16 protein-coding genes are annotated in these 18,136 nt (G+C 66.7%); 9 read left to right on the top strand and 7 right to left on the bottom strand.

Annotated features, from left to right (window positions below; genetic code table 11):
* Nucleotides 1-249: 249 nt before the first annotated feature.
* Nucleotides 250-1,140: an aminodeoxychorismate lyase gene (locus tag MMSP_RS05825; protein WP_020785847.1), complete on the bottom strand. Its 891-nt coding sequence runs from the start codon at nucleotides 1,138-1,140 to the stop codon at nucleotides 250-252.
* A gap of 134 nt (nucleotides 1,141-1,274) precedes the next feature.
* On the opposite strand from MMSP_RS05825, the gene csoR reads away from it, so the two are divergent.
* The 6 genes from csoR to MMSP_RS05795 all read left to right on the top strand — a co-directional run bounded on the left by csoR (nucleotide 1,275) and on the right by MMSP_RS05795 (nucleotide 6,520).
* A complete protein-coding gene (csoR, locus tag MMSP_RS05820; RefSeq protein WP_015357274.1) occupies nucleotides 1,275-1,628 on the top strand; it encodes a copper-sensing transcriptional repressor CsoR in 354 nt (117 codons plus the stop codon).
* A gap of 101 nt (nucleotides 1,629-1,729) precedes the next feature.
* Complete coding sequence (locus tag MMSP_RS05815) at nucleotides 1,730-2,038, top strand: DUF1490 family protein (RefSeq protein ID WP_015357275.1); 309 nt, start codon at nucleotides 1,730-1,732, stop codon at nucleotides 2,036-2,038.
* Nucleotides 2,039-2,093: 55 nt separating this feature from the next.
* Nucleotides 2,094-4,457: a copper-translocating P-type ATPase gene (locus MMSP_RS05810; protein ID WP_152522482.1), complete on the top strand. Its 2,364-nt coding sequence runs from the start codon at nucleotides 2,094-2,096 to the stop codon at nucleotides 4,455-4,457.
* 36 nt (nucleotides 4,458-4,493) lie between these two features.
* Nucleotides 4,494-5,069: a DUF5134 domain-containing protein gene (locus MMSP_RS05805; RefSeq protein WP_020785845.1), complete on the top strand. Its 576-nt coding sequence runs from the start codon at nucleotides 4,494-4,496 to the stop codon at nucleotides 5,067-5,069.
* A gap of 21 nt (nucleotides 5,070-5,090) precedes the next feature.
* A complete protein-coding gene (locus MMSP_RS05800; RefSeq protein ID WP_015357279.1) occupies nucleotides 5,091-6,182 on the top strand; it encodes a folate-binding protein YgfZ in 1,092 nt (363 codons plus the stop codon).
* Nucleotides 6,183-6,340: 158 nt separating this feature from the next.
* On the top strand, nucleotides 6,341-6,520 hold the full coding sequence (locus tag MMSP_RS05795) for a DUF3073 domain-containing protein (RefSeq protein WP_011738758.1): 180 nt from the start codon (nucleotides 6,341-6,343) through the stop codon (nucleotides 6,518-6,520).
* A 93-nt stretch (nucleotides 6,521-6,613) separates the two neighbouring features.
* Here MMSP_RS05795 and purM read toward each other — a convergent pair whose 3' ends face one another.
* From purM to MMSP_RS05780, 3 genes are all read right to left on the bottom strand, one after another.
* Nucleotides 6,614-7,717 (bottom strand): phosphoribosylformylglycinamidine cyclo-ligase, encoded by a 1,104-nt coding sequence (gene purM / locus MMSP_RS05790; protein WP_036427112.1) that lies wholly within the window; start codon nucleotides 7,715-7,717, stop codon nucleotides 6,614-6,616.
* 63 nt (nucleotides 7,718-7,780) lie between these two features.
* On the bottom strand, nucleotides 7,781-9,307 hold the full coding sequence (purF, locus tag MMSP_RS05785) for an amidophosphoribosyltransferase (protein WP_015357281.1): 1,527 nt from the start codon (nucleotides 9,305-9,307) through the stop codon (nucleotides 7,781-7,783).
* A gap of 138 nt (nucleotides 9,308-9,445) precedes the next feature.
* Nucleotides 9,446-9,835, bottom strand: coding sequence for a sterol carrier family protein (locus MMSP_RS05780; RefSeq protein WP_012396412.1), 390 nt, complete (start codon nucleotides 9,833-9,835; stop codon nucleotides 9,446-9,448).
* A gap of 19 nt (nucleotides 9,836-9,854) precedes the next feature.
* Between MMSP_RS05780 and MMSP_RS05775 the strand changes: the two genes are divergently transcribed.
* The 3 genes from MMSP_RS05775 to MMSP_RS05765 all read left to right on the top strand — a co-directional run bounded on the left by MMSP_RS05775 (nucleotide 9,855) and on the right by MMSP_RS05765 (nucleotide 14,192).
* Nucleotides 9,855-11,060 (top strand): MCE family protein, encoded by a 1,206-nt coding sequence (locus tag MMSP_RS05775; protein WP_020785843.1) that lies wholly within the window; start codon nucleotides 9,855-9,857, stop codon nucleotides 11,058-11,060.
* 54 nt (nucleotides 11,061-11,114) lie between these two features.
* Nucleotides 11,115-12,371 carry an HAD family phosphatase gene (locus MMSP_RS05770; protein WP_020785842.1) on the top strand — a complete coding sequence of 419 codons (1,257 nt, stop codon included), beginning with the start codon at nucleotides 11,115-11,117 and terminating at the stop codon, nucleotides 12,369-12,371.
* Nucleotides 12,372-12,593: 222 nt separating this feature from the next.
* Complete coding sequence (locus tag MMSP_RS05765; protein ID WP_020785841.1) at nucleotides 12,594-14,192, top strand: stealth family protein; 1,599 nt, start codon at nucleotides 12,594-12,596, stop codon at nucleotides 14,190-14,192.
* On the opposite strand, the gene MMSP_RS05760 is transcribed toward MMSP_RS05765, so the two are convergent.
* From MMSP_RS05760 to purL, 3 genes are read right to left on the bottom strand one after another with little or no spacing between them, the layout of a single operon-like run.
* On the bottom strand, nucleotides 14,137-15,093 hold the full coding sequence (locus tag MMSP_RS05760; protein ID WP_036426235.1) for a phosphodiesterase: 957 nt from the start codon (nucleotides 15,091-15,093) through the stop codon (nucleotides 14,137-14,139). The genes MMSP_RS05765 and MMSP_RS05760 overlap by 56 nt on opposite strands.
* 51 nt (nucleotides 15,094-15,144) lie before the next feature.
* Complete coding sequence (locus tag MMSP_RS05755) at nucleotides 15,145-15,804, bottom strand: CPBP family intramembrane glutamic endopeptidase (protein WP_086084720.1); 660 nt, start codon at nucleotides 15,802-15,804, stop codon at nucleotides 15,145-15,147.
* The gene (gene purL / locus MMSP_RS05750) at nucleotides 15,792-18,089 is read right to left on the bottom strand and encodes a phosphoribosylformylglycinamidine synthase subunit PurL (protein ID WP_020785839.1); all 2,298 of its coding nucleotides are present in this window, start codon (nucleotides 18,087-18,089) and stop codon (nucleotides 15,792-15,794) included. Before purL ends, MMSP_RS05755 begins: the two co-directional genes overlap by 13 nt.
* Nucleotides 18,090-18,136 lie beyond the last annotated feature (47 nt).

The following is an 18,136-nucleotide window of genomic DNA, read 5'->3' as shown; positions in this document are numbered from 1 at the left end:
GAGGGGTTGGGTTTCCGCGGAAATGGAGCGGCCCCCGAGCGAAGTTCCGGTTGGACAGACCGAAAGCCCGGGGGTCGGGTGGCTACGGGGGATTCGCCAGCGCGCGTAACGCCAGCTCTTCCGAGCCAATGCAGCTAGCGCGTAGCCACCTCACATGTCCATGAAGTACTCAATTCGCGGACCACCTCCTTCCCTGTGTACGGCCGACCGTACCCCCGCATCGGCGTGCCCACAACAGATTTTCTGGGTTCAGCGGTCGCTGACGACGGCGGCGTCAACCAGTTCGGAGAATGCCTCGGAGATCGGGGAACGGGGCAACCGCCGACCGTTGAGGGTGTGCACGCGGGCGGCCAGGGTCATGCTCGACACCAACCAAATTCCGTGTGCGTCAGCGAGATCGTTGACGCGTAGTGCCCGATAGTCGCAGTCGTAGCCCTTGGCGCGGGCGACTTCAAACAGCGCCTGTTGCGTGGTGCCGCGCAGGATCGGGTACCACGGCGGGGGTGTGAGCAGGCACGGATTTGCACCGGCCCCGCCGTCGCAGTCGGTGGCGATGACCACCGTCGAGCGCGGCCCCTCCAGGACGTAACCGTCCGAACTGACGAAGATGACGTCTCCGGCGCCCTGGTTGGCCGCATGACGCAGCGCAGCCATGTTGACCGCGTAGGACAGCGTCTTCGCCCCGGCCAGCAGCCAGGGCATCGCGTCGGCGCCGACGGCCGGCAGTCCGCGGTCAAGCGTGATCGCGGCGACGCCGGCGCGCCGGACCGCCGCAACGCGCTCGGGTACGGGGTTGACCATCACGTACGCGGTGGGCGCCGAACCGCTCTCCCGGCCGCGGCTGTAGATCAGGCGCAGCGATCCCTCGGCACCGGTGGATGCCACCCAGCGCCGGGCCGCCACGTCGATCGCGTGCCGCCAGCGCGCGAGATCGGGTGCGGGCAGATCCATCAATCGAGCCGAGGTGGTCAGGCGTTGTAGATGCGGCTCGACCAGACACGGCGCACCGTCGCGCACCAGCAGGGTCTCGAACACGCCGTCGCCCCGGACCGCCGCAAGATCATAGGCGTGCAGTAACGGGGTCCCGGGCTCGGGAATCTCCCCATCAAGCGTGACGACAACACCGGTCTGCCCTGTCATGTCCCAGCAGCCTAGTGGCCCGCGGCGGGCGTACTCGCGGCAGTGCCTGACGCCAGCGGACGGCCCGCCAATCGCGTCTACCCCACCCCGGGTGGGGTGGAGTACGCTGGAATCGTGCGGAACTGGTACCGGCCATGAGCCACGAGCTGACCGACAAGAAACGTGCGGCGCTGAACCGGCTGAAGACGGCTCGAGGGCACCTCGACGGGATCATTCGGATGCTGGAATCCGATGCCTACTGCGTGGACGTCATGAAGCAGCTCTCCGCGGTTCAGTCCTCGCTGGAGCGGGCAAATCGGGTGATGCTGCACAACCACCTGGAGACCTGCTTTTCCGCGGCGGTGCTTGATGGGCGCGGCCAGGCGGCCATTGACGAACTGATCGACGCGGTGAAGTTCACGCCCGCCCTGACTGGCCCACAGGCGCAGCTGGGCGGCGCCGTGGTCTGCGAACCCCCTGGCGACCAACCGGCACAGAGCCCGGCATGACGATCCGCGAAGGGATCGCCGCGGTTCGCACCTAGCTGTGGCGGCCAGGCCCGGCGCCTGTCCGCAACTTGTGACGAGGCAAGAAGTGAAGGGAGCGCGAGATGACACTGTGGCATGGACTGTGGACGAAGGCGGTGCCCTCGGTGGTGACCGGCGTGGTGGGTGTCGCGACCTACGAAGCGCTGGCGAAAGCTCCGTGGCGGTCGGCAACGGTGACGGCGACGGCCTGGGGCCTGCGGACCGCGCGTACCACCGAACGCAGGACCAAACAGGCAACCGAGCGGGTTCGCCTGGCGGCTGCCGATGTGCTGGCCGAAGCGGTCGAGCGGGTGGGCGCCGAAGTTGCGCCACCACCGGCCAAGGACACGCCGCCGAGCATCGTCACCAAGGCCAACAATGCTTGCCACTGAGCTGGCCTGCGCCGCCGATGCCACGGTCACCGTGGTGTCCGCGGCGGCCGGACGGATGCGGGTGCATGCCAATGGGTTTGCGATCGACGCCACCCGGGCTGCCGCGATCGAGGAGTCGGTGGGCAGGGTCGGCGGTGTGCGTGCGGTGCGCGCCTATCCGCGAACGGCATCGGTGGTGATCTGGTACTCACCCGCCCACTGCGACACCGCCGCCATCGTGTCGGCGATCGCCGAGGCCGAGCACGCGGGTGACGCATCGGCGCCCGCGCCCGCCGCCCGTGCGGCCGGCATCGCCGACGGCGGCGTCGTGGGCAGGGTCATCGGCGGGCTGGCACGAGCGCTGCTGGGCATGCGCACCGACGACAACGACGACGACCCCCCGCCGGAGATCGCGCGACTGCGCGCGGCGTTGGATCGCATCGGCTACTCGCCGGAGCAGGACACCGCGACTCAGCTGTCGCCGAGCGAGCAGGCCCGGAGCAGAATTCGCTTCTGGTCGCGGCGGGCCTGGTTGGCGTGGCCGTTGGGTCTGCTGGCCTCTGGCTTGACGATGTTCTTCGGCGCATACCCGTGGGCGGGATGGCTGGCGTTCGCCGCGACCATACCCGTGCAATTCATCGCCGGGTGGCCGTTACTGGTGGGGGCGGTGCAGCAACCGCGGGCCCGCTCGGCGAACATGAACACGCTGATTTCGTTGGGCACGCTGACCGCGTTCATCTACTCCACCTATCAGCTGTTCGCCGGTGGCCCGCTGTTCTTTGACACCGCGGCGCTGATCATCGCGTTCGTCGTGTTGGGCCGCTATTTCGAGGCCACCGCCCACGGGAAGACCCGGGAGGCGATCAGCAAGCTCCTCGAGATGGGCGCCAAAGAGGCCCGGCTGATCGTGGACGGCGAGGAACACCTCGTGCCGGTTGACCGGGTGCAAGTCGGAGGCCTGGTGCGGGTCCGGCCCGGGGAGAAGATCCCGGTCGACGGAGAGGTGATCGACGGGCGGGCAGCCGTCGACGAGTCGATGCTGACCGGCGAATCCGTTCCGGTCGAAAAGGGAGTCGGCGACCGGGTTGCCGGCGCCACCGTCAACACCGATGGGCTGCTGACCGTGCGCGCCACCGCTGTCGGCGCCGATACCGCGCTCGCGCAGATTGTGCGCTTGGTCGAGGAGGCGCAAGGCGGCAAGGCCCCCGTGCAGCGGTTGGCCGATCGGGTCTCGGCGGTGTTCGTGCCGGTGGTCGTCGGCAATGCCGCCGCAACCTTTGCCGGGTGGACGCTGCTCGCCGCCAACCCGGTGGCCGGCATGACCGCGGCCGTCTCGGTGCTGATCATCGCCTGTCCGTGCGCACTGGGCCTGGCCACGCCCACGGCGATCATTGTCGGCACCGGCCGGGGTGCGGACATGGGGATCCTGGTCAAAGGCGGCGAGGTCCTGGAGGCTTCGAAGAAGATCGACACCGTCGTGTTCGACAAGACCGGCACCCTCACCCGGGCCCAGATGGAGCTCACCGATGTCATCGCCGGAAAGCGGCGCCAACCGGATGCGGTGTTGCGCATCGCCGCCACGGTGGAGTCGGGTTCCGAACACCCCATCGGGGCCGCGATCGTCGCCGGCGCACGTGAGCGGGAGTTGGAGGTTCCGCCCGCCACCGAGTTCACCAACCTGGCCGGGCATGGGGTCCGAGGCGAGGTTGGCGGTAAGTCCGTGCTGGTCGGGCGGCGCAAGCTGGTCGACGAGCAACACCTGCGGCTGCCCGAGCAGCTGGCCGCGGCGGCCGCGGACCTGGAAGAGCGCGGCCGCACCGCGGTGTATGTCGGCCAGGATGGCCAGGTTGTGGGTGTGCTCGCGGTGGCCGACACGGTCAAGGACGACGCCGCCGACGTGGTCAGCCAGCTGCACGCCATGGGCCTGCAGGTCGCGCTGATCACCGGCGACAACGCCCGCACGGCCGCCGCGATCGCGGCTCAGGTGGGCATTGACCGGGTGCTCGCCGAGGTGTTGCCGGCGGACAAAGTCAACGAGGTTCGGCGACTGCAGGACGAGGGCCGCATTGTCGCGATGGTCGGTGACGGCGTCAACGACGCCCCCGCCCTGGTGCAGGCCGACCTGGGCATTGCCATCGGCACCGGCACCGATGTGGCCATTGAAGCCTCCGACATCACCCTGATGTCGGGGCGCCTCGACGGTGTCGTTTCAGCGATTGAGCTGTCGCGGCGCACACTGCGCACGATCTACCAGAACCTGGGCTGGGCTTTCGGCTACAACACCGCCGCGATCCCACTTGCCGCACTCGGCGTACTGAATCCCGTCGTGGCCCAGGGCTCCGGCGTTCCCTGCGTCGTGGCCGGCGCCGCAATGGGGTTGTCCTCGGTCAGCGTGGTGACTAATTCGCTGCGGTTGCGCCGCTTCGGCCGCGACGTGTGACGGCGACTTGCATCCCCACCGATCCCGAATCAACGCATGATTCACGACCTGCCCCTGCGTTGGGTGGTGACCGTGTTGTTCGCGCTGTCCGCGGCCGAATGCGGCCTGCCGATCATCACCGTGCGCCGGCCGTGGACGCTGGTCGTCGGTCATGGGCTGCACTTCGCGATGGCCGTTGCGATGGCAACCATGGCCTGGCCCTGGGCCACCCGGCTGCCGACCACGGGGCCTGTCGCGTTTTTCCTGCTGGCAACCGTGTGGTTCGCGGTGATGGCACTGCGCGCAGCCCCAACGACTGCGGTACGGGTGCGGTATGGCTATCACGCGATCATGATGCTGGCGACAGCCTGGATGTATGCCGTCATGTCAATGCCGGGCACAGCCATGACCGCGATAAACATGCCGGCTACCAGCGGGGCACCGCTCTGGTTCAGCGCGGCCAATTGGCTGGGCACCGTCGGCTTCGCGGGCGCGGGGGCGTTCTGGATATTGCGGCGCCTGTTCGACCGGCGGCAATGCGCGCCACGGTACAGCTGGCTGGGCGACTCGGTTCAGGCGATGATGGCCGGCGGGATGGCTGTCTTGTTCTTGGCCATGCTTTTTCCGATCTAGGCCGCTCCGTAGAGTTGTGGTGTGTCCGCAGTTCCCGCTCCTGATCCTGGTCCCGACGCCGGCGCAATCTGGCACTACGGCGATCCGCTCGGCGAACAGCGCGCCGCCGAAACCGGCGCCGTGCTGGTGGACCGCTCGCATCGAGCCGTGCTCACCCTCACCGGAAAAGACCGCCAGAGCTGGCTGCACAACATCTCCACGCAGCACGTCAGAGAGCTACCCGAGGGGGCCAGCACCCAGAATCTGAGCCTGGACGGGCAGGGCCGAGTCGAAGACCACTGGGTCCAGACCGAGTTGGGCGCAACCACCTATCTGGATACCGAACCCTGGCGCGGCGAACCACTGTTGAACTACCTGCGCAAGATGGTGTTCTGGGCGGAGGTGACCCCCGACACCGCAGACCTGGCGGTGCTGTCGTTGATCGGGCCGCAGTTGTCCGACCAAGCGGTGCTCGACGCACTCGGTCTCGATGCGCTGCCCGCGGACCTGATGGCGGTCCCGTTGCCGGGCGGCGGCTTCGCCCGCCGGATGCCGTCGAGCGCCGGCCAGATCGAACTGGATCTGCTGGTACCGCGTGACGGCACCGCCGACTGGAAGCACCGCCTGACGCAGGCGGGGGTCCGACCGGCCGGCATCTGGACCTACGAGGCGCATCGGGTGGCGGCCAAGCGCCCGCGGCTGGGCGTCGACACCGATGAACGCACGATTCCCCATGAGGTCGGCTGGATCGGTGGCCCCGGCATCGGGGCCGTGCACCTGGACAAGGGCTGCTATCGGGGCCAGGAGACGGTCGCGCGGGTACACAACCTGGGTAAACCGCCCAGGATGCTGGTCCTGCTCCATCTGGACGGTTCCACGGACCGACCGTCCACCGGCGACTCGGTGTTAGCCGGCGGGCGTTCGGTAGGACGGGTGGGAACGGTGGTCGATCACGTGGACCTCGGCCCGGTTGCCTTGGCCTTGGCCAAGCGGGGGCTGCCCGCCGACACCGCGCTGATGACCGGCGCCGAAGCCACCATCCCGGCATTGATCGATGCGCAGTCTCTGCCACCGGCGGACGAAGTGGGCGCCGGAAGGCTGGCTCTGGACCGATTACGGGGCAGTGCGCGATGATTCCCTGTGACGTCCGCCATTCTGGCCGGGCCCGCTGGCAGGGTGCCCCACGCGCGCTCGCGCGGCACGGTAAGCTGTCCGCAGGACAATAACGACACTAAGAGATCGGAGCCGCCTACTTGTTAGGCCGCTCCGTTATTTCGCGAGGGGGTTCCCCCATGGGCCGCGGCCGGGCTAAGGCAAAGCAGACCAAGGTTGCTCGAGAACTGAAATACAGCTCCCCGCAGACCGACTTCCAGCGGCTTCAGCGCGAGCTGTCGGGTGCAAGTCCCGACACATCCGACCAAGTGGACGACACCGAAGACTCGTGGGACGACGAGGAGAGCTGGCGCCGCTAGGCGCACAGGTCGGTTTCCCGCTGACATTCCAACCCTAGGGTTCGGTCGCCACCGGCTACGCCGGTGGCGACTCCGCCCTAGGGCTTGTGGTTTCTAGAATCGCGGGTGCTGGCCCACCAGCGTGGCACGTGGACCCTCTTTGCCACCCTTGCAGACGGTGCCCAGCACCCAGCAGTCCAGGTGGCGCGCGGTCAGTATGGCCAGCGCCCGGTCGGTGTCTTCAGGGGCTACCACGGCGATCATGCCGACGCCCATGTTGAAGGTCTTTTCCATCTCCTCGCGCACCACCCGGCCGCGCTGGGCAATCATCGCGAACACCGGCGCGGGTGTCCAGGTGCCGCGGTCGATCTCGGCGACCAGCCCATGCGGGATTACCCGCTCCAGGTTGCCGGCCAACCCGCCACCCGTGACGTGACAGAACGTTCGGACATGCGTCTCAGCGGTGAGCGCCAGACAGTCCTTGGCATAGATCCGGGTGGGCTCCAATAGCTCTTCACCCAACGTGCGGCCGAACTCCTCCACATAACCGGCCAGATTCATCCGGTCGATCTCCAGCAGGACGTTGCGGGCCAGCGAGTAACCGTTGGAATGCAGCCCCGACGAGCCCATCGCGATGATGACGTCGCCGGGTTTGACGCGTTCCGGCCCCAGCACATTGTCGGCTTCGACCACACCCACCCCGGTGGCCGAGATGTCGTAATGGTCGGGTGCCATCAGCCCGGGATGTTCAGCGGTCTCACCCCCCAGCAGGGCGCAGCCAGCGCGCACACAACCCTCAGCGATGCCGCTGACGATCGCGCTGACCCGTTCCGGCACGGTCCGGCCGACCGCGATGTAGTCCTGCAGGAACAGTGGCTCCGCGCCACACACCACCAGGTCGTCGACCACCATCGCGACCAGGTCAAGACCGACAGTGTCGTGCTTGTCCATCGCCTGCGCGACCGCCAGCTTGGTGCCGACCCCGTCGGTGGAGGCGGCCAGCACCGGTTCGCGGTAGTCGTTGCGCAGGGTGAACAATCCGGCAAATCCGCCGAGCCCGCCACGCACCTCGGGTCTGGTGGCCCGGGTTGCCAACGGCTTGAACAACTCCACGGCTCGGTCGCCGGCTTCGATGTCCACACCTGCCGCCGCGTACGTGACGCCTTGGCTGGCTGGGCCTCTTCCGGAGCTTTCTGGACTTTTTTCGGGATCCGTCATCGCGATAAAGGCTACCGGGCGGCGCTCACCGCCGGTATCGGCAACTCTCGCGCCGCGCACATCTCAGTGCCCGATGGGTACTTCGTCGGTCGCAACGTCGCCCAGCTCGGCTCCGCGCGCCGCGTTGGCGAGCATGTGCTCGATGACGTTCTTGCCCAGGGCGGTCTCGCCGGGCAGCTCGATCGGGTACTTGCCATCGAAACAGGCGGTGCACAGCCGGGAGATCGGTTGCTCGGTGGCCGCTACCAATCCCCGCAGCGAGATGTAGCCCAGCGTGTCGGCGTTGATCACGTGACGCACGGCTTCGAGCATCTCGTTTTCGTCCTCGACGGCGTTGGCGATCAGTTCGGCCGGCGAGGGGAAGTCGATGCCGTAGAAACAGGGCCACTTCACCGGCGGCGAGGCGATTCGCACATGCACTTCGACGGCACCGGCCTCACGCAACATCCGCACCAGGGCGCGCTGCGTGTTTCCCCGCACGATGGAGTCGTCCACGACGATCAGGCGCTTGCCGCGGATCACCTCCTTGAGCGGGTTGAGCTTCAACCGGATACCGAGCTGGCGGATCGTCTGTGACGGTTGGATGAACGTGCGCCCGACGTAGGCGTTCTTCATCAGCCCTTGTCCATAGGGGATGCCGGATTCCTGCGCATAGCCAACCGCGGCAGGGGTACCCGACTCCGGCACGCCGATCACCAAATCGGCCTCGACCCCGCGCTCCTGGGCCAGCCGACGACCGATCGCCACCCGGGCGGCGTGCACGGACCGGCCGTTGAGCATGCTGTCCGGGCGTGCCAGGTAGACGTACTCGAAGACGCAACCCTTGGGGGTGGGGTTGGCGAAGCGGGTGGACCGCACCCCGTCGGCATCGATTGCCAGCAGCTCGCCCGGTTCAATGTCACGCACGAACGACGCACCGACGATGTCGAGCGCGGCCGTTTCCGATGCCACCACCCAGCCGCGATCGAGCCGGCCCAGCGACAACGGCCGCACCCCGTGCGGGTCGCGGCAGGCATACAGCGTGTTTTCGTCCATGAAGGTCAGGCAGAAGGCACCACGCACCGTCGGCAACAGCTCCAAGGCGGCCTGTTCCAGACTGGAATCGGCGGCGCCGTGGGCCAGCAGTGCGCCCAGGATGTCCGAGTCCGTCGTGGCGGGCGCCGAGGATCGGTTTCCGATCAGTCCCTCGTCCCGGGCGCGCGCCGCAAGGGCGGCCGCGTTGACGAGATTGCCGTTGTGACCCAATGCAACTCCGGTGCCCGCAGCGGTATTGCGGAAGACGGGCTGGGCGTTTTCCCAGGTCGTGTCGCCGGTGGTCGAGTACCGGCAGTGCCCGATGGCGACATGCCCTTGCATGGCTGCCAGCGTCTGCTCGTCGAACACCTGACTGACCAGGCCGAGGTCCTTGAAGACCAGCACTTGCGAGCCGTCGGCGACGGCAATGCCTGCCGCCTCCTGGCCGCGATGCTGCAGCGCGTAAAGGCCGTAGTAGCTGAGTTTGGCAACATCTTCGCCCGGGGCCCAGACCCCAAATACACCGCATTCTTCACGAGGCGCGTTGAAGTCTTCTTCGGACTGCTGTGCGGTCACGGTTTGGCGACTCCCTGGGGCGCGGTTGGTGACGAGTAAGAGTCTACGGCCACCATGGCCGTGGGGCCGAATCAAACCTGCGTTTTCCTTTTGGTCATCTTCCGCGTTGAACAATAATCACAGGCCAGGACATAAAATTCAGCCGAGATCAATCAGCGGTAGCCAGTGTCCGATTTCATCTGCCCGTGAGCCGGACAACGTCAACGCGCCGGTCGCCGTCGCCTCGGACAACCTCAACAGCCCCGTGGCCACCAATAACCACGTGCGCGGATCGGTTTCGACGACATTGGGCGGAGTGCCGCGGGTGTGTCTGGGCCCGGGAATGCACTGCACGGCGACAAAAGGTGGGATCCGGACTTCGACGGCCGCGCCGGGTGCCACCGCACCCAGCGTGCGCGCGGTGAGCCGAACCGCCGTTGCCAGCGCGGTGCGGCCCGGCGCTGGATGGGATTCGTCGCGCAGCCAGTCCGCAATCTCCAAGACAATCTGGCGGGTCTTTGCCGGATCGGTTCTATCGCGGGCGGCCATACCTTAGGGTCTCAGAATCATGGACCCGCGATCGCGGCCGCCCTACAAGATCATCGGTCTAGCGGCCCTGATGGTCTTGGTGTTCTTCGGTGCGATGTTGTACTGGCAGTTTCGTGGGACGTTCATCCCCAAGACCCGATTGACCATGATTGCTCCGCGGGCCGGTTTGGTGACCGATCCGGGCGCGAAGGTCACGTTCAACGGTGTGCAGATCGGCCGGGTGTCCAGCATCACCGAGGTCACCCATGACGGCGCGCCAGCGGCCAGATTCGCGTTAGACGTCACGCCGAAGTACATCGGGTCAATTCCGGCCAATGTGTCGGCAACCATCAAGGCGACGACCGTTTTCGGCAACAAATATGTGTCCCTGACCTCGCCAACAGACCCGGCACCGCAACACATCACGCCGGCCAGCGTGATCTACGCGACCTCGGTGACCACGGAATTCAACACGCTGTTCGAGAATGTGACGGCGATCAGCGAGAAGGTCGACCCGGTCAAGCTCAACCTGACGCTGAGCGCGGCCGCGCAGGCCCTGAGCGGCCTGGGCGATCGGTTGGGCACCGCACTGGTCAACGGCAACGCCATCCTCGATGACGTGAACCCCCTGATGCCGCAGGTGCACCGCGACATCAGGGGGCTGGCGGCGCTGGGTGACATCTATGCCGACGCCTCGGCGGACCTATGGGATGCCGTCAACTCCACGGTGACCGTCGCGCGCAAGGTCAACCAGCGACGTAGCGATTTGGATGCGGCGTTACTGGCATCGGTCGGTTTGGCCAACAACGGCTCGGAGGTGTTCGAGCGGGGCGGCCCCTACCTGACCCGCGGCGCCGCCGATCTGGTGCCCACCGGCCAGCTGCTCGACGAGTACAGCCCGGAGATCTTCTGCACCATCCGCAACTACGACGAGGTCGCCCCCCGGATCCGCAACGCGCTGGGCTTCAACGGCTACTCGCTGGGAGCAGCCTCATCGGGCGCCATATCGGGTGCGCCGAATCCGTATATCTATCCGGAGAATCTGCCGCGGGTGAATGCGCGGGGCGGCCCCGGCGGGCGACCGGGGTGCTGGCAGACGATCACCCGCGACTTGTGGCCCGCTCCGTATCTGGTGATGGACGTCGGCGCGAACATGGCGCCCTACAACCATCTCGAGATCGGACAACCCCTGCTCAACGAATATGTCTGGGGACGTCAGTTCGGTGAGAACACCATTAACCCCTAATGTTGCGATCACCGAAACCCACCGTGCGAGAGACGAGCGATGAGACTTTGGCCTGTGCGGGTACTTGCTGCTGCGGCGATGCTGGGGCTGGCCGGTTGTAGCGGCGGCGGCGATCATTCGGGCACCGCTTCGACCAGCTCGACCGGGACTGCCTGCCGGACGATGGCCGCCGATCCCGGATGGTACGGCGACAATCGGGACCGGATCAACGAGATGATCGGCCGGCTCGGCAGCTGCGGCAAGTCCGGTTCGGTGGCAGACGGGGCTCCGGTGGCGTTGTTCGACTGGGACAACACCATGGTGCGAAACGACATCGGCAACGCGACATTGTTCTGGATGATCCGCAATTCCAAGGTGCGCCAGCCCGCGGCCGGCGACTGGACCAGCACCAGCCCGTATCTGACCCCGCCGGCGGCCGCGGCCCTGGCCGCGGCCTGTGGCGACCTCGCGGCGCCCGGCCAGCCCTTGCCGACCGGCTCCGAAACCGGATGCGCCGACGAGCTGATTTCGGTGTACACGAACGAAAAAACACGATCCGGGGCGGCCGCATTCGCCGGGTTCAACCATCGGCGCATGCAACCCGCCGATGCCTGGGCCGCGCAGTTATTGGCCGGCTGGACCGAGGCAGAGGTCACCGGATTTGTCACCGCGGCCCGGCAGGAGAACCTGGACGCGGCCGAGAATGCCGAACAGACGGTGGGCAGCACTCAACAGATCGCCTGGGTGCGTTACTACTCGCAGATGCGGGACCTGGTGGCGACCTTGCAGGCCAACGGATTCGATGTGCGGATCATCTCCGCATCGGCCGAGCCGGTGGTGCGGGTGTGGGCCGCGGACGTGGGTATCGCCGCCGACCATGTGATGGGTGTCCGCACCGAACACGACGGCGAGGTGCTCACGACGCGTCTGGCCCAGTGCGGCGGGGAGCCGTCAATCCCCTTCAACGAAGGCAAACGGTGCCGGGTCAACGAGCAGGTTTTCGGGGTTTCGGGGCCGGCCGCGTTCGACCAACTCCCCGAAGGGCGCCGCCAATCGTTCGCGGCCGGAGACTCCAACGGGGACGCCACGTTCCTCACCGACGCCACCGCGTTGCGCCTGGTGATCAACCGCAACAAGATCGAGCTGATGTGTCGCGCCTACGCGGACGCCGACGGGCGCTGGCTGGTCAATCCCATGTTCATCGACCCGCTCCCGGCACACCCGCCGTATCCCTGCGCGACCCAGGGGTTCGATGACCCGGACGGCAGCCCGGCGCCGCTGCGGCAACCCGACGGCAGCATCGTCGCCGACCAGCCGGACCGGGTGCACTGAAACAACGCCTCAACGAACCCGACATCATAGGTCATGCCGGAAACGGCGAGGTGTCCTGCAGATGTCGGCAAAGTGCTAAATCGTCTGCGGCGCAGTATTTGTCGACGTAGCTAAGGGGACCCGGAGCCCCCCGCTGCCGCCGGGCTCTCTCGCACTGCGGGGGCGCCGGAAGTGTGAGATCCTCGCGGTGCCGAAATCACTCTTACCTAAGGCGGTGTTCCGATGCCCAAGATCCCTTCACGTGACGGCAGTCGGCCCGCCGCGCGCGGCCTGGCTCCCATCATCGTTACCCGGGGCGGCAAGATTGCCCGCCTGGAATCGAGCCTCACCCCCCAAGAGGCACAGATCGAGGACCTCGTCTTCCTGCGAAAGACGTTGAACCGGGCTGGCATTCCCTTCCTGCTGATTCGCAACCACAGCGGCCGCCCGATTCTTGCGGTCGACATACAGTTGCGTCCCGCCCTCGAACGCGCTCTCGCCGCGGCGTGTGCCACCGAACCGATGTACGCCAAAACGATTGATGAGAAAGGAATTTCTCCCGTTTTGCTGGCTAATGGCCACCTTTCCAGGGTGGCCGATCCGCAAATTCTGCGTTTGTATCGCCGGCGGATTGCGCCGGGCGGATTTCGTTATGGCGCAATGTTTGGTGTCGAGATCCAATTCTGGGTCTTCGAGGAAACGCTCATCCGGTGCCCCATAGAAAACTCCCTCACCCGCAAGGTATTGCCGCGCGACGAACTTTCGCCTTCGTCGGTCAAGCTATATGGATACAAATGGCCAACGCTGGATGGGATGTTCACACCTCACGCCAGCGATGTGACGTTCGACATCGATCTGGTGTTTTCCTGGGTGGACGGCAGCGACCCGGAGTTCCGGGCCCGACGCGCCACACAGATGTCGCAGCATGTGGTGGGAGAAGGCGACGACGCCGAGGCGCGGATCCGTCAGATCGACGAGCTGAAATACGCGCTGCGATCGGTAAACATGTTCGCGCCGTGGATCCGTCGCATTTTCATCGCGACGGATTCAACCCCGCCCCCGTGGCTGGCTGAGCACCCGAACGTCACGGTGGTGCGCGCCGAGGACCACTTTTCCGACCGGGCCGCATTGCCGACCTACAACTCGCATGCGGTGGAGAGTCAGCTGCACCATATCCCCGAGCTCAGCGAGCACTTTCTGTATTCCAATGACGACATGTTCTTTGGCCGGCCACTCAAGGCCAGCATGTTCTTCTCCCCTGGCGGCGTCACCCGGTTCATCGAGGCCAATACGAGGATCGGGCTCGGGGCAAACGATCCGGCCCGCAGTGGCTTTGAAAACGCGGCCCGGGTGAACCGCCAGCTGCTGTTCGCCCGATTCGGTCAGATGATCACCCGTCACCTCGAACACACCGCCGTGCCGCTGCGCAAGAGCGTGCTCATCGAGTTGGAGCGGGAGTTTCCGGAGGAATTCGCGCGGACCCAGGCCAGCGCCTTCCGGTCCGGCACCGACATCTCGGTGACGAATTCGCTGTACCACTACTACGCGCTGATGACCGGCAAGGCCGTCCAGCAAGAGAAAGCCAAGGTCCTCTACGTGGACACCACCACCCGCGCCGGGCTCGGCCTACTTCCCGAATTACGCAGGCGCCGCAACTATGACTTCTTCTGCCTCAATGACGGCAGCTTCCCCGAAGTCGGCGGCACCGAGCGGGCGGAGCGCGTGGTCAATTTCCTGGAGCGCTACTTCCCCATCCCCGCGCCATGGGAAAAGGTTGCCGCGGATATCAATCCGCAGGATTTGACCGAACCGATGGCGTCACCACCATCGGAGGGTGGCTGAACAGCGAGTCCCGCCGTGACGGCTCGATGAACATCCCGCTTTCGGCAATCTGACGCTTCGCCTGCGCGGGCGAGACGAAGGTGCCCACGGTTTTGCCGGTACCGATGGGAATCACCGAGTGCACCACGGTGTCGGGGTACACGTGCACCAGGTTGCAGGCTTGCGCCGCGTCTCGGCCCCGGGTTCCCCCGACCTCAACGGTGAGATCCTGGGTGTAGCAGGTGGCCGAGGCCACCGAGACCGGGATCCCCACGAAGGTGGCGTTGGTCGAGTAATGCAGGTGGCCGGCCAGAATGGCCCGGACATCGCTGCCCTCGAGCACCCGCCCCAGCCGGGCTTGGTCGCGCAGTTCCACCGTTGCGGCCAGGTCCAGGACGCTGGGAATCGGCGGATGATGCAGCGCCAGGATGGTGCCGTGCGGGGCGGGGGTCTTCAGCTCTTCGGCGAGCCATCTCAATTGGGAATCCCGGACCTCGCCGTAGTGATGCCCGGGCACCGAGGTGTCCAGCGTGATGATTCGCAGGCCGTCGATCATGTTTACCCGGTCCAGCGGCGCCATCGACGGGGCCTCGTCCAGCAGGAACGTGCGCAGGGCGGCCCTGTTGTCGTGGTTGCCCATCACCCAGATCAGTTCGGCGTCCAACTCGGCGGCGAAAGGTTCGACCACCGCGCGCAGCTTACGATAGGCCGCCGCTTCACCGGTATCGGCCAAGTCGCCGGTGAAAATCACCGCATCGGGGCTCACCCCCGAGTGCTTGAGCTGTTCAAGGAGTTCAGCCAGCCTGCTGTCGGCGTCTACTGCACCATAGAGAGGGTCATCCCCTCCGACAAGATGGGTGTCGCTGATGTGAAGAAGAACGTAGTCCGGCCGCGGATGCTCCGCGGCCCTAAGTCTGTGCACCTGGGGTGCCAAGCCTCTCGGTCGAGTCGTTTGCTGCGAAAAGCCAGCGTGTCAAGTATAGCGGCGCCGCGGCGTGATTTCGGCACCGTTAATCCAGCGACGCTGGACCGTCAGCGCCGCAACCGCCCCCGCCTCGTTGATTGCCAGGTACAGCACCATCGGTGCGGCCAGGCTGCCGCTGCGCTCTGCCAGCCACCCGAATAGCCAGCCGGCCAGGCCGGTGACCAGCACCGTAGGCACCGGCGGCGCACCGGTCGCGCGCGCATCGGCGACGTGGGACAGACCGAAGGTGACCGCCTGCAGCAACCGCCCACCGACGTGACCAAAACCTCTGGTGCCCATGGTGGCCAGTGCCGCACGAAACGCCGCCTCCTCGGCCCAGACCGTCCCGAACGGAATCTGCAGCCCGAGCCAGCCCGGCACCGATGCGGGCAGGTCGCGTTCGGACATCGACAGGCGCACCATCGGCACCGGAGTCGTCGCCGCGATCGCGGTGGCCACCGGGGCGGCGGCCACCGCGCCCAGTCGCAGCCCGGCCCACAACCGGGGCGGCGTAAGCCCCAGTGGTGCGCGGGTCACCAGCACAAGTAAGCCACCCAAAACGGCCTGCAGCGCCACCCGCCACCGCGCCGGCAGCCGCGGACTGGCCAGGCTCCAGCCGACCAAGCCGGCGGCCAGAGCCAGCGCGCGCAGCCGACTTACCCGAAAAATCTCGGCAACACCGCCTCAGACGTCGCGCGCAGTTCGGCCAGCGAGACCGTGAACAAGCCCTGCACCTCGATGTCATCGGATGCCTGGTCGACAACCCCGATACGCACCGCGGGCAATCCTCGCGCTTCACACATGGCCCGTAGCCGGCTCTCTTCGGTGCGCGGCACCGCCACCAGCACCCGGCCGGCCGATTCGGAAAAGAGCATGACGAACGGGTCGGCGTCGTCGGGAAGCACAATGCGGCAGCCGGTTTCACCCGCCAATGCCAATTCGACGATGGCTTGGGCCAGTCCGCCCTCGGACAGGTCGTGCGCCGCGGAGACCAGCCCGTCCCGCGATGCCGCGCGCAGCACGTCAGCCAGCAGCTTCTCCCGCGCCAGATCGACCGCGGGGGGCGTGCCGCCCAGGTGCTCGCCGGTGACTTGTGCCCAGATCGAGCCGTCCAGCTCGTCTCGGGTATCGCCCAGCAGCATCAGGGTTTCGCTGGGCTCAGCGCCCATCGCGGTGGGGATGCGACGAGTGACATCGTCGATCACGCCGAGCACCCCGACCACCGGGGTGGGCATGATCGCCGTCGACCCGGTTTGGTTATAGAAGCTGACGTTGCCGCCGGTCACCGGAATTCCCAGCGCCACACAACCATCGGCCAAGCCGCGCACTGCCTGGGCAAACTGCCACATCACGCCGGGATCCTCGGGCGAGCCGAAGTTGAGGCAGTTGGTCACCGCCACCGGGGTCGCGCCGGTCGCGGCGACGTTGCGGTAGGCCTCGGCCAGTGCCAGCTGGGCACCCGTGTAGGGGTCAAGCAGGGTGTAGCGCCCCGACGCATCGGTCGACAACGCGATACCGCGACCGGTGGCCTCGTCGATACGCAGCACGCCGCCGTCCGCATGTTCGGCGAGCACCGTGTTGCCGCGCACGTAGCGGTCGTACTGCTCGGTGATGAACGCGCGACTGCACAGGTGCGGACTGCCAAGCAGCGCAAGCAAAGTCGCGCGCAGCTCGTCGCCGGTAGCCGGGCGGGGCAGGCTCTTCGACGAATCGGCGTTGAGCGCATCCTGGGTGTCGGGGCGGGCGACCGGACGCTGGTACACCGGGCCCTCGTGGGCCACCGTGCGCGGTGGCACGTCCACGACCGTCTCCCCGTGCCAGGTGATGCGCAACCGGTCGCCCTCGGTGACCTCGCCGATAACCGTGGCCAGCGCGTCCCACTTGCGGCACACCGCCATGAACGCATCCACGTTCTCCGGCGACACCACCGCGCACATCCGTTCCTGCGACTCGCTGCAGAGCACCTCGGCGGGCGTCATTTCCTTGGCGCGCAGCGGGACGGCTTCCAGGTTGATCGCCATGCCGCCATCCCCGGCGGAGGCCAACTCCGATGTGGCGCACGACAACCCTGCGCCGCCGAGGTCCTGGATGCCGATCACCAGTCCGCCCGAGTAGAGCTCGAGACAGCACTCGATGAGCACCTTTTCCATGAACGGGTCGCCCACCTGGACCGACGGCAACTTCTTGCGCGCGCCCTCGCCCTCGCCATCGGAGCTGAAGGTGTCCGAGGCCAGCACCGACACCCCGCCGATGCCGTCCAGGCCGGTCCGCGCGCCGAACAGGATGATCTTGTTTCCGGCGCCGGAGGCGAACGCCAAGTGCAAGTCCTCTTGACGCAAGACGCCCACGCACAGCGCATTGACCAAGGGGTTACCGGCATAGCACGCGTCGAAGACCGTCTCGCCGCCGATGTTCGGCAACCCCAGCGAGTTGCCGTAACCGCCGACACCGCGGACCACACCGTCGAGCACCCGGCGAGTGTCGGGGGCATCGGCGGCGCCGAAGCGCAGTTGGTCCATCACCGCGATCGGCCGCGCACCCATCGCCATGATGTCGCGGACGATGCCGCCGACACCCGTGGCCGCACCCTGGTAGGGCTCGACGTAGGAGGGGTGGTTGTGCGATTCCACCTTGAACGTGACGGCCCACCCGTCACCGATGTCGACGACGCCGGCGTTCTCGCCGATTCCGGCCAGCATCCCGGCGCGCATTTCATCGGTGGTGGTCTCGCCGAAATAGCGCAAATGGACTTTGGAGGACTTGTAGGAGCAGTGCTCGCTCCACATCACCGAGTACATGGCGAGCTCGGTGTCGGTGGGCCGACGGCCCAGGATGTCACGAATCCGCTGATATTCGTCGTCTTTGAGGCCCAGCTCGTGAAACGGTTGCGGCTGGTCGGGAGTGGTGGCGGCATGTGCGACTGTGTCAGTCTGGTGGCTGCGAGCGCTCGTCACGCAGACAGTCTAGAGTCCCGGGCCGCATCGCTCCCGCCGGAGACCCG

It is taken from the genome of Mycobacterium sp. 012931 (assembly GCF_000419295.1).
GTDB classification, from domain to species: Bacteria; Actinomycetota; Actinomycetes; order Mycobacteriales; family Mycobacteriaceae; genus Mycobacterium; species Mycobacterium marinum.
Note: the sequence above shows the minus strand (reverse complement) of the source record. Positions and strands in the feature narration are given on the sequence as shown.

Bases quoted from the DNA above. Each gene is read 5' to 3' on its own strand.
- MMSP_RS05825 (WP_020785847.1), bottom strand. From the start codon at position 1,140: ATGACAGGGCAGACCGGTGTTGTCGTCACGCTTGATGGGGAGATTCCC.
- csoR (WP_015357274.1), top strand. From the start codon at position 1,275: ATGAGCCACGAGCTGACCGACAAGAAACGTGCGGCGCTGAACCGGCTG.
- MMSP_RS05815 (WP_015357275.1), top strand. From the start codon at position 1,730: ATGACACTGTGGCATGGACTGTGGACGAAGGCGGTGCCCTCGGTGGTG.
- MMSP_RS05810 (WP_152522482.1), top strand. From the start codon at position 2,094: ATGCGGGTGCATGCCAATGGGTTTGCGATCGACGCCACCCGGGCTGCC.
- MMSP_RS05805 (WP_020785845.1), top strand. From the start codon at position 4,494: ATGATTCACGACCTGCCCCTGCGTTGGGTGGTGACCGTGTTGTTCGCG.
- MMSP_RS05795 (WP_011738758.1), top strand. From the start codon at position 6,341: ATGGGCCGCGGCCGGGCTAAGGCAAAGCAGACCAAGGTTGCTCGAGAA.
- purM (WP_036427112.1), bottom strand. From the start codon at position 7,717: ATGACGGATCCCGAAAAAAGTCCAGAAAGCTCCGGAAGAGGCCCAGCC.
- MMSP_RS05780 (WP_012396412.1), bottom strand. From the start codon at position 9,835: ATGGCCGCCCGCGATAGAACCGATCCGGCAAAGACCCGCCAGATTGTC.
- MMSP_RS05775 (WP_020785843.1), top strand. From the start codon at position 9,855: ATGGACCCGCGATCGCGGCCGCCCTACAAGATCATCGGTCTAGCGGCC.
- MMSP_RS05765 (WP_020785841.1), top strand. From the start codon at position 12,594: ATGCCCAAGATCCCTTCACGTGACGGCAGTCGGCCCGCCGCGCGCGGC.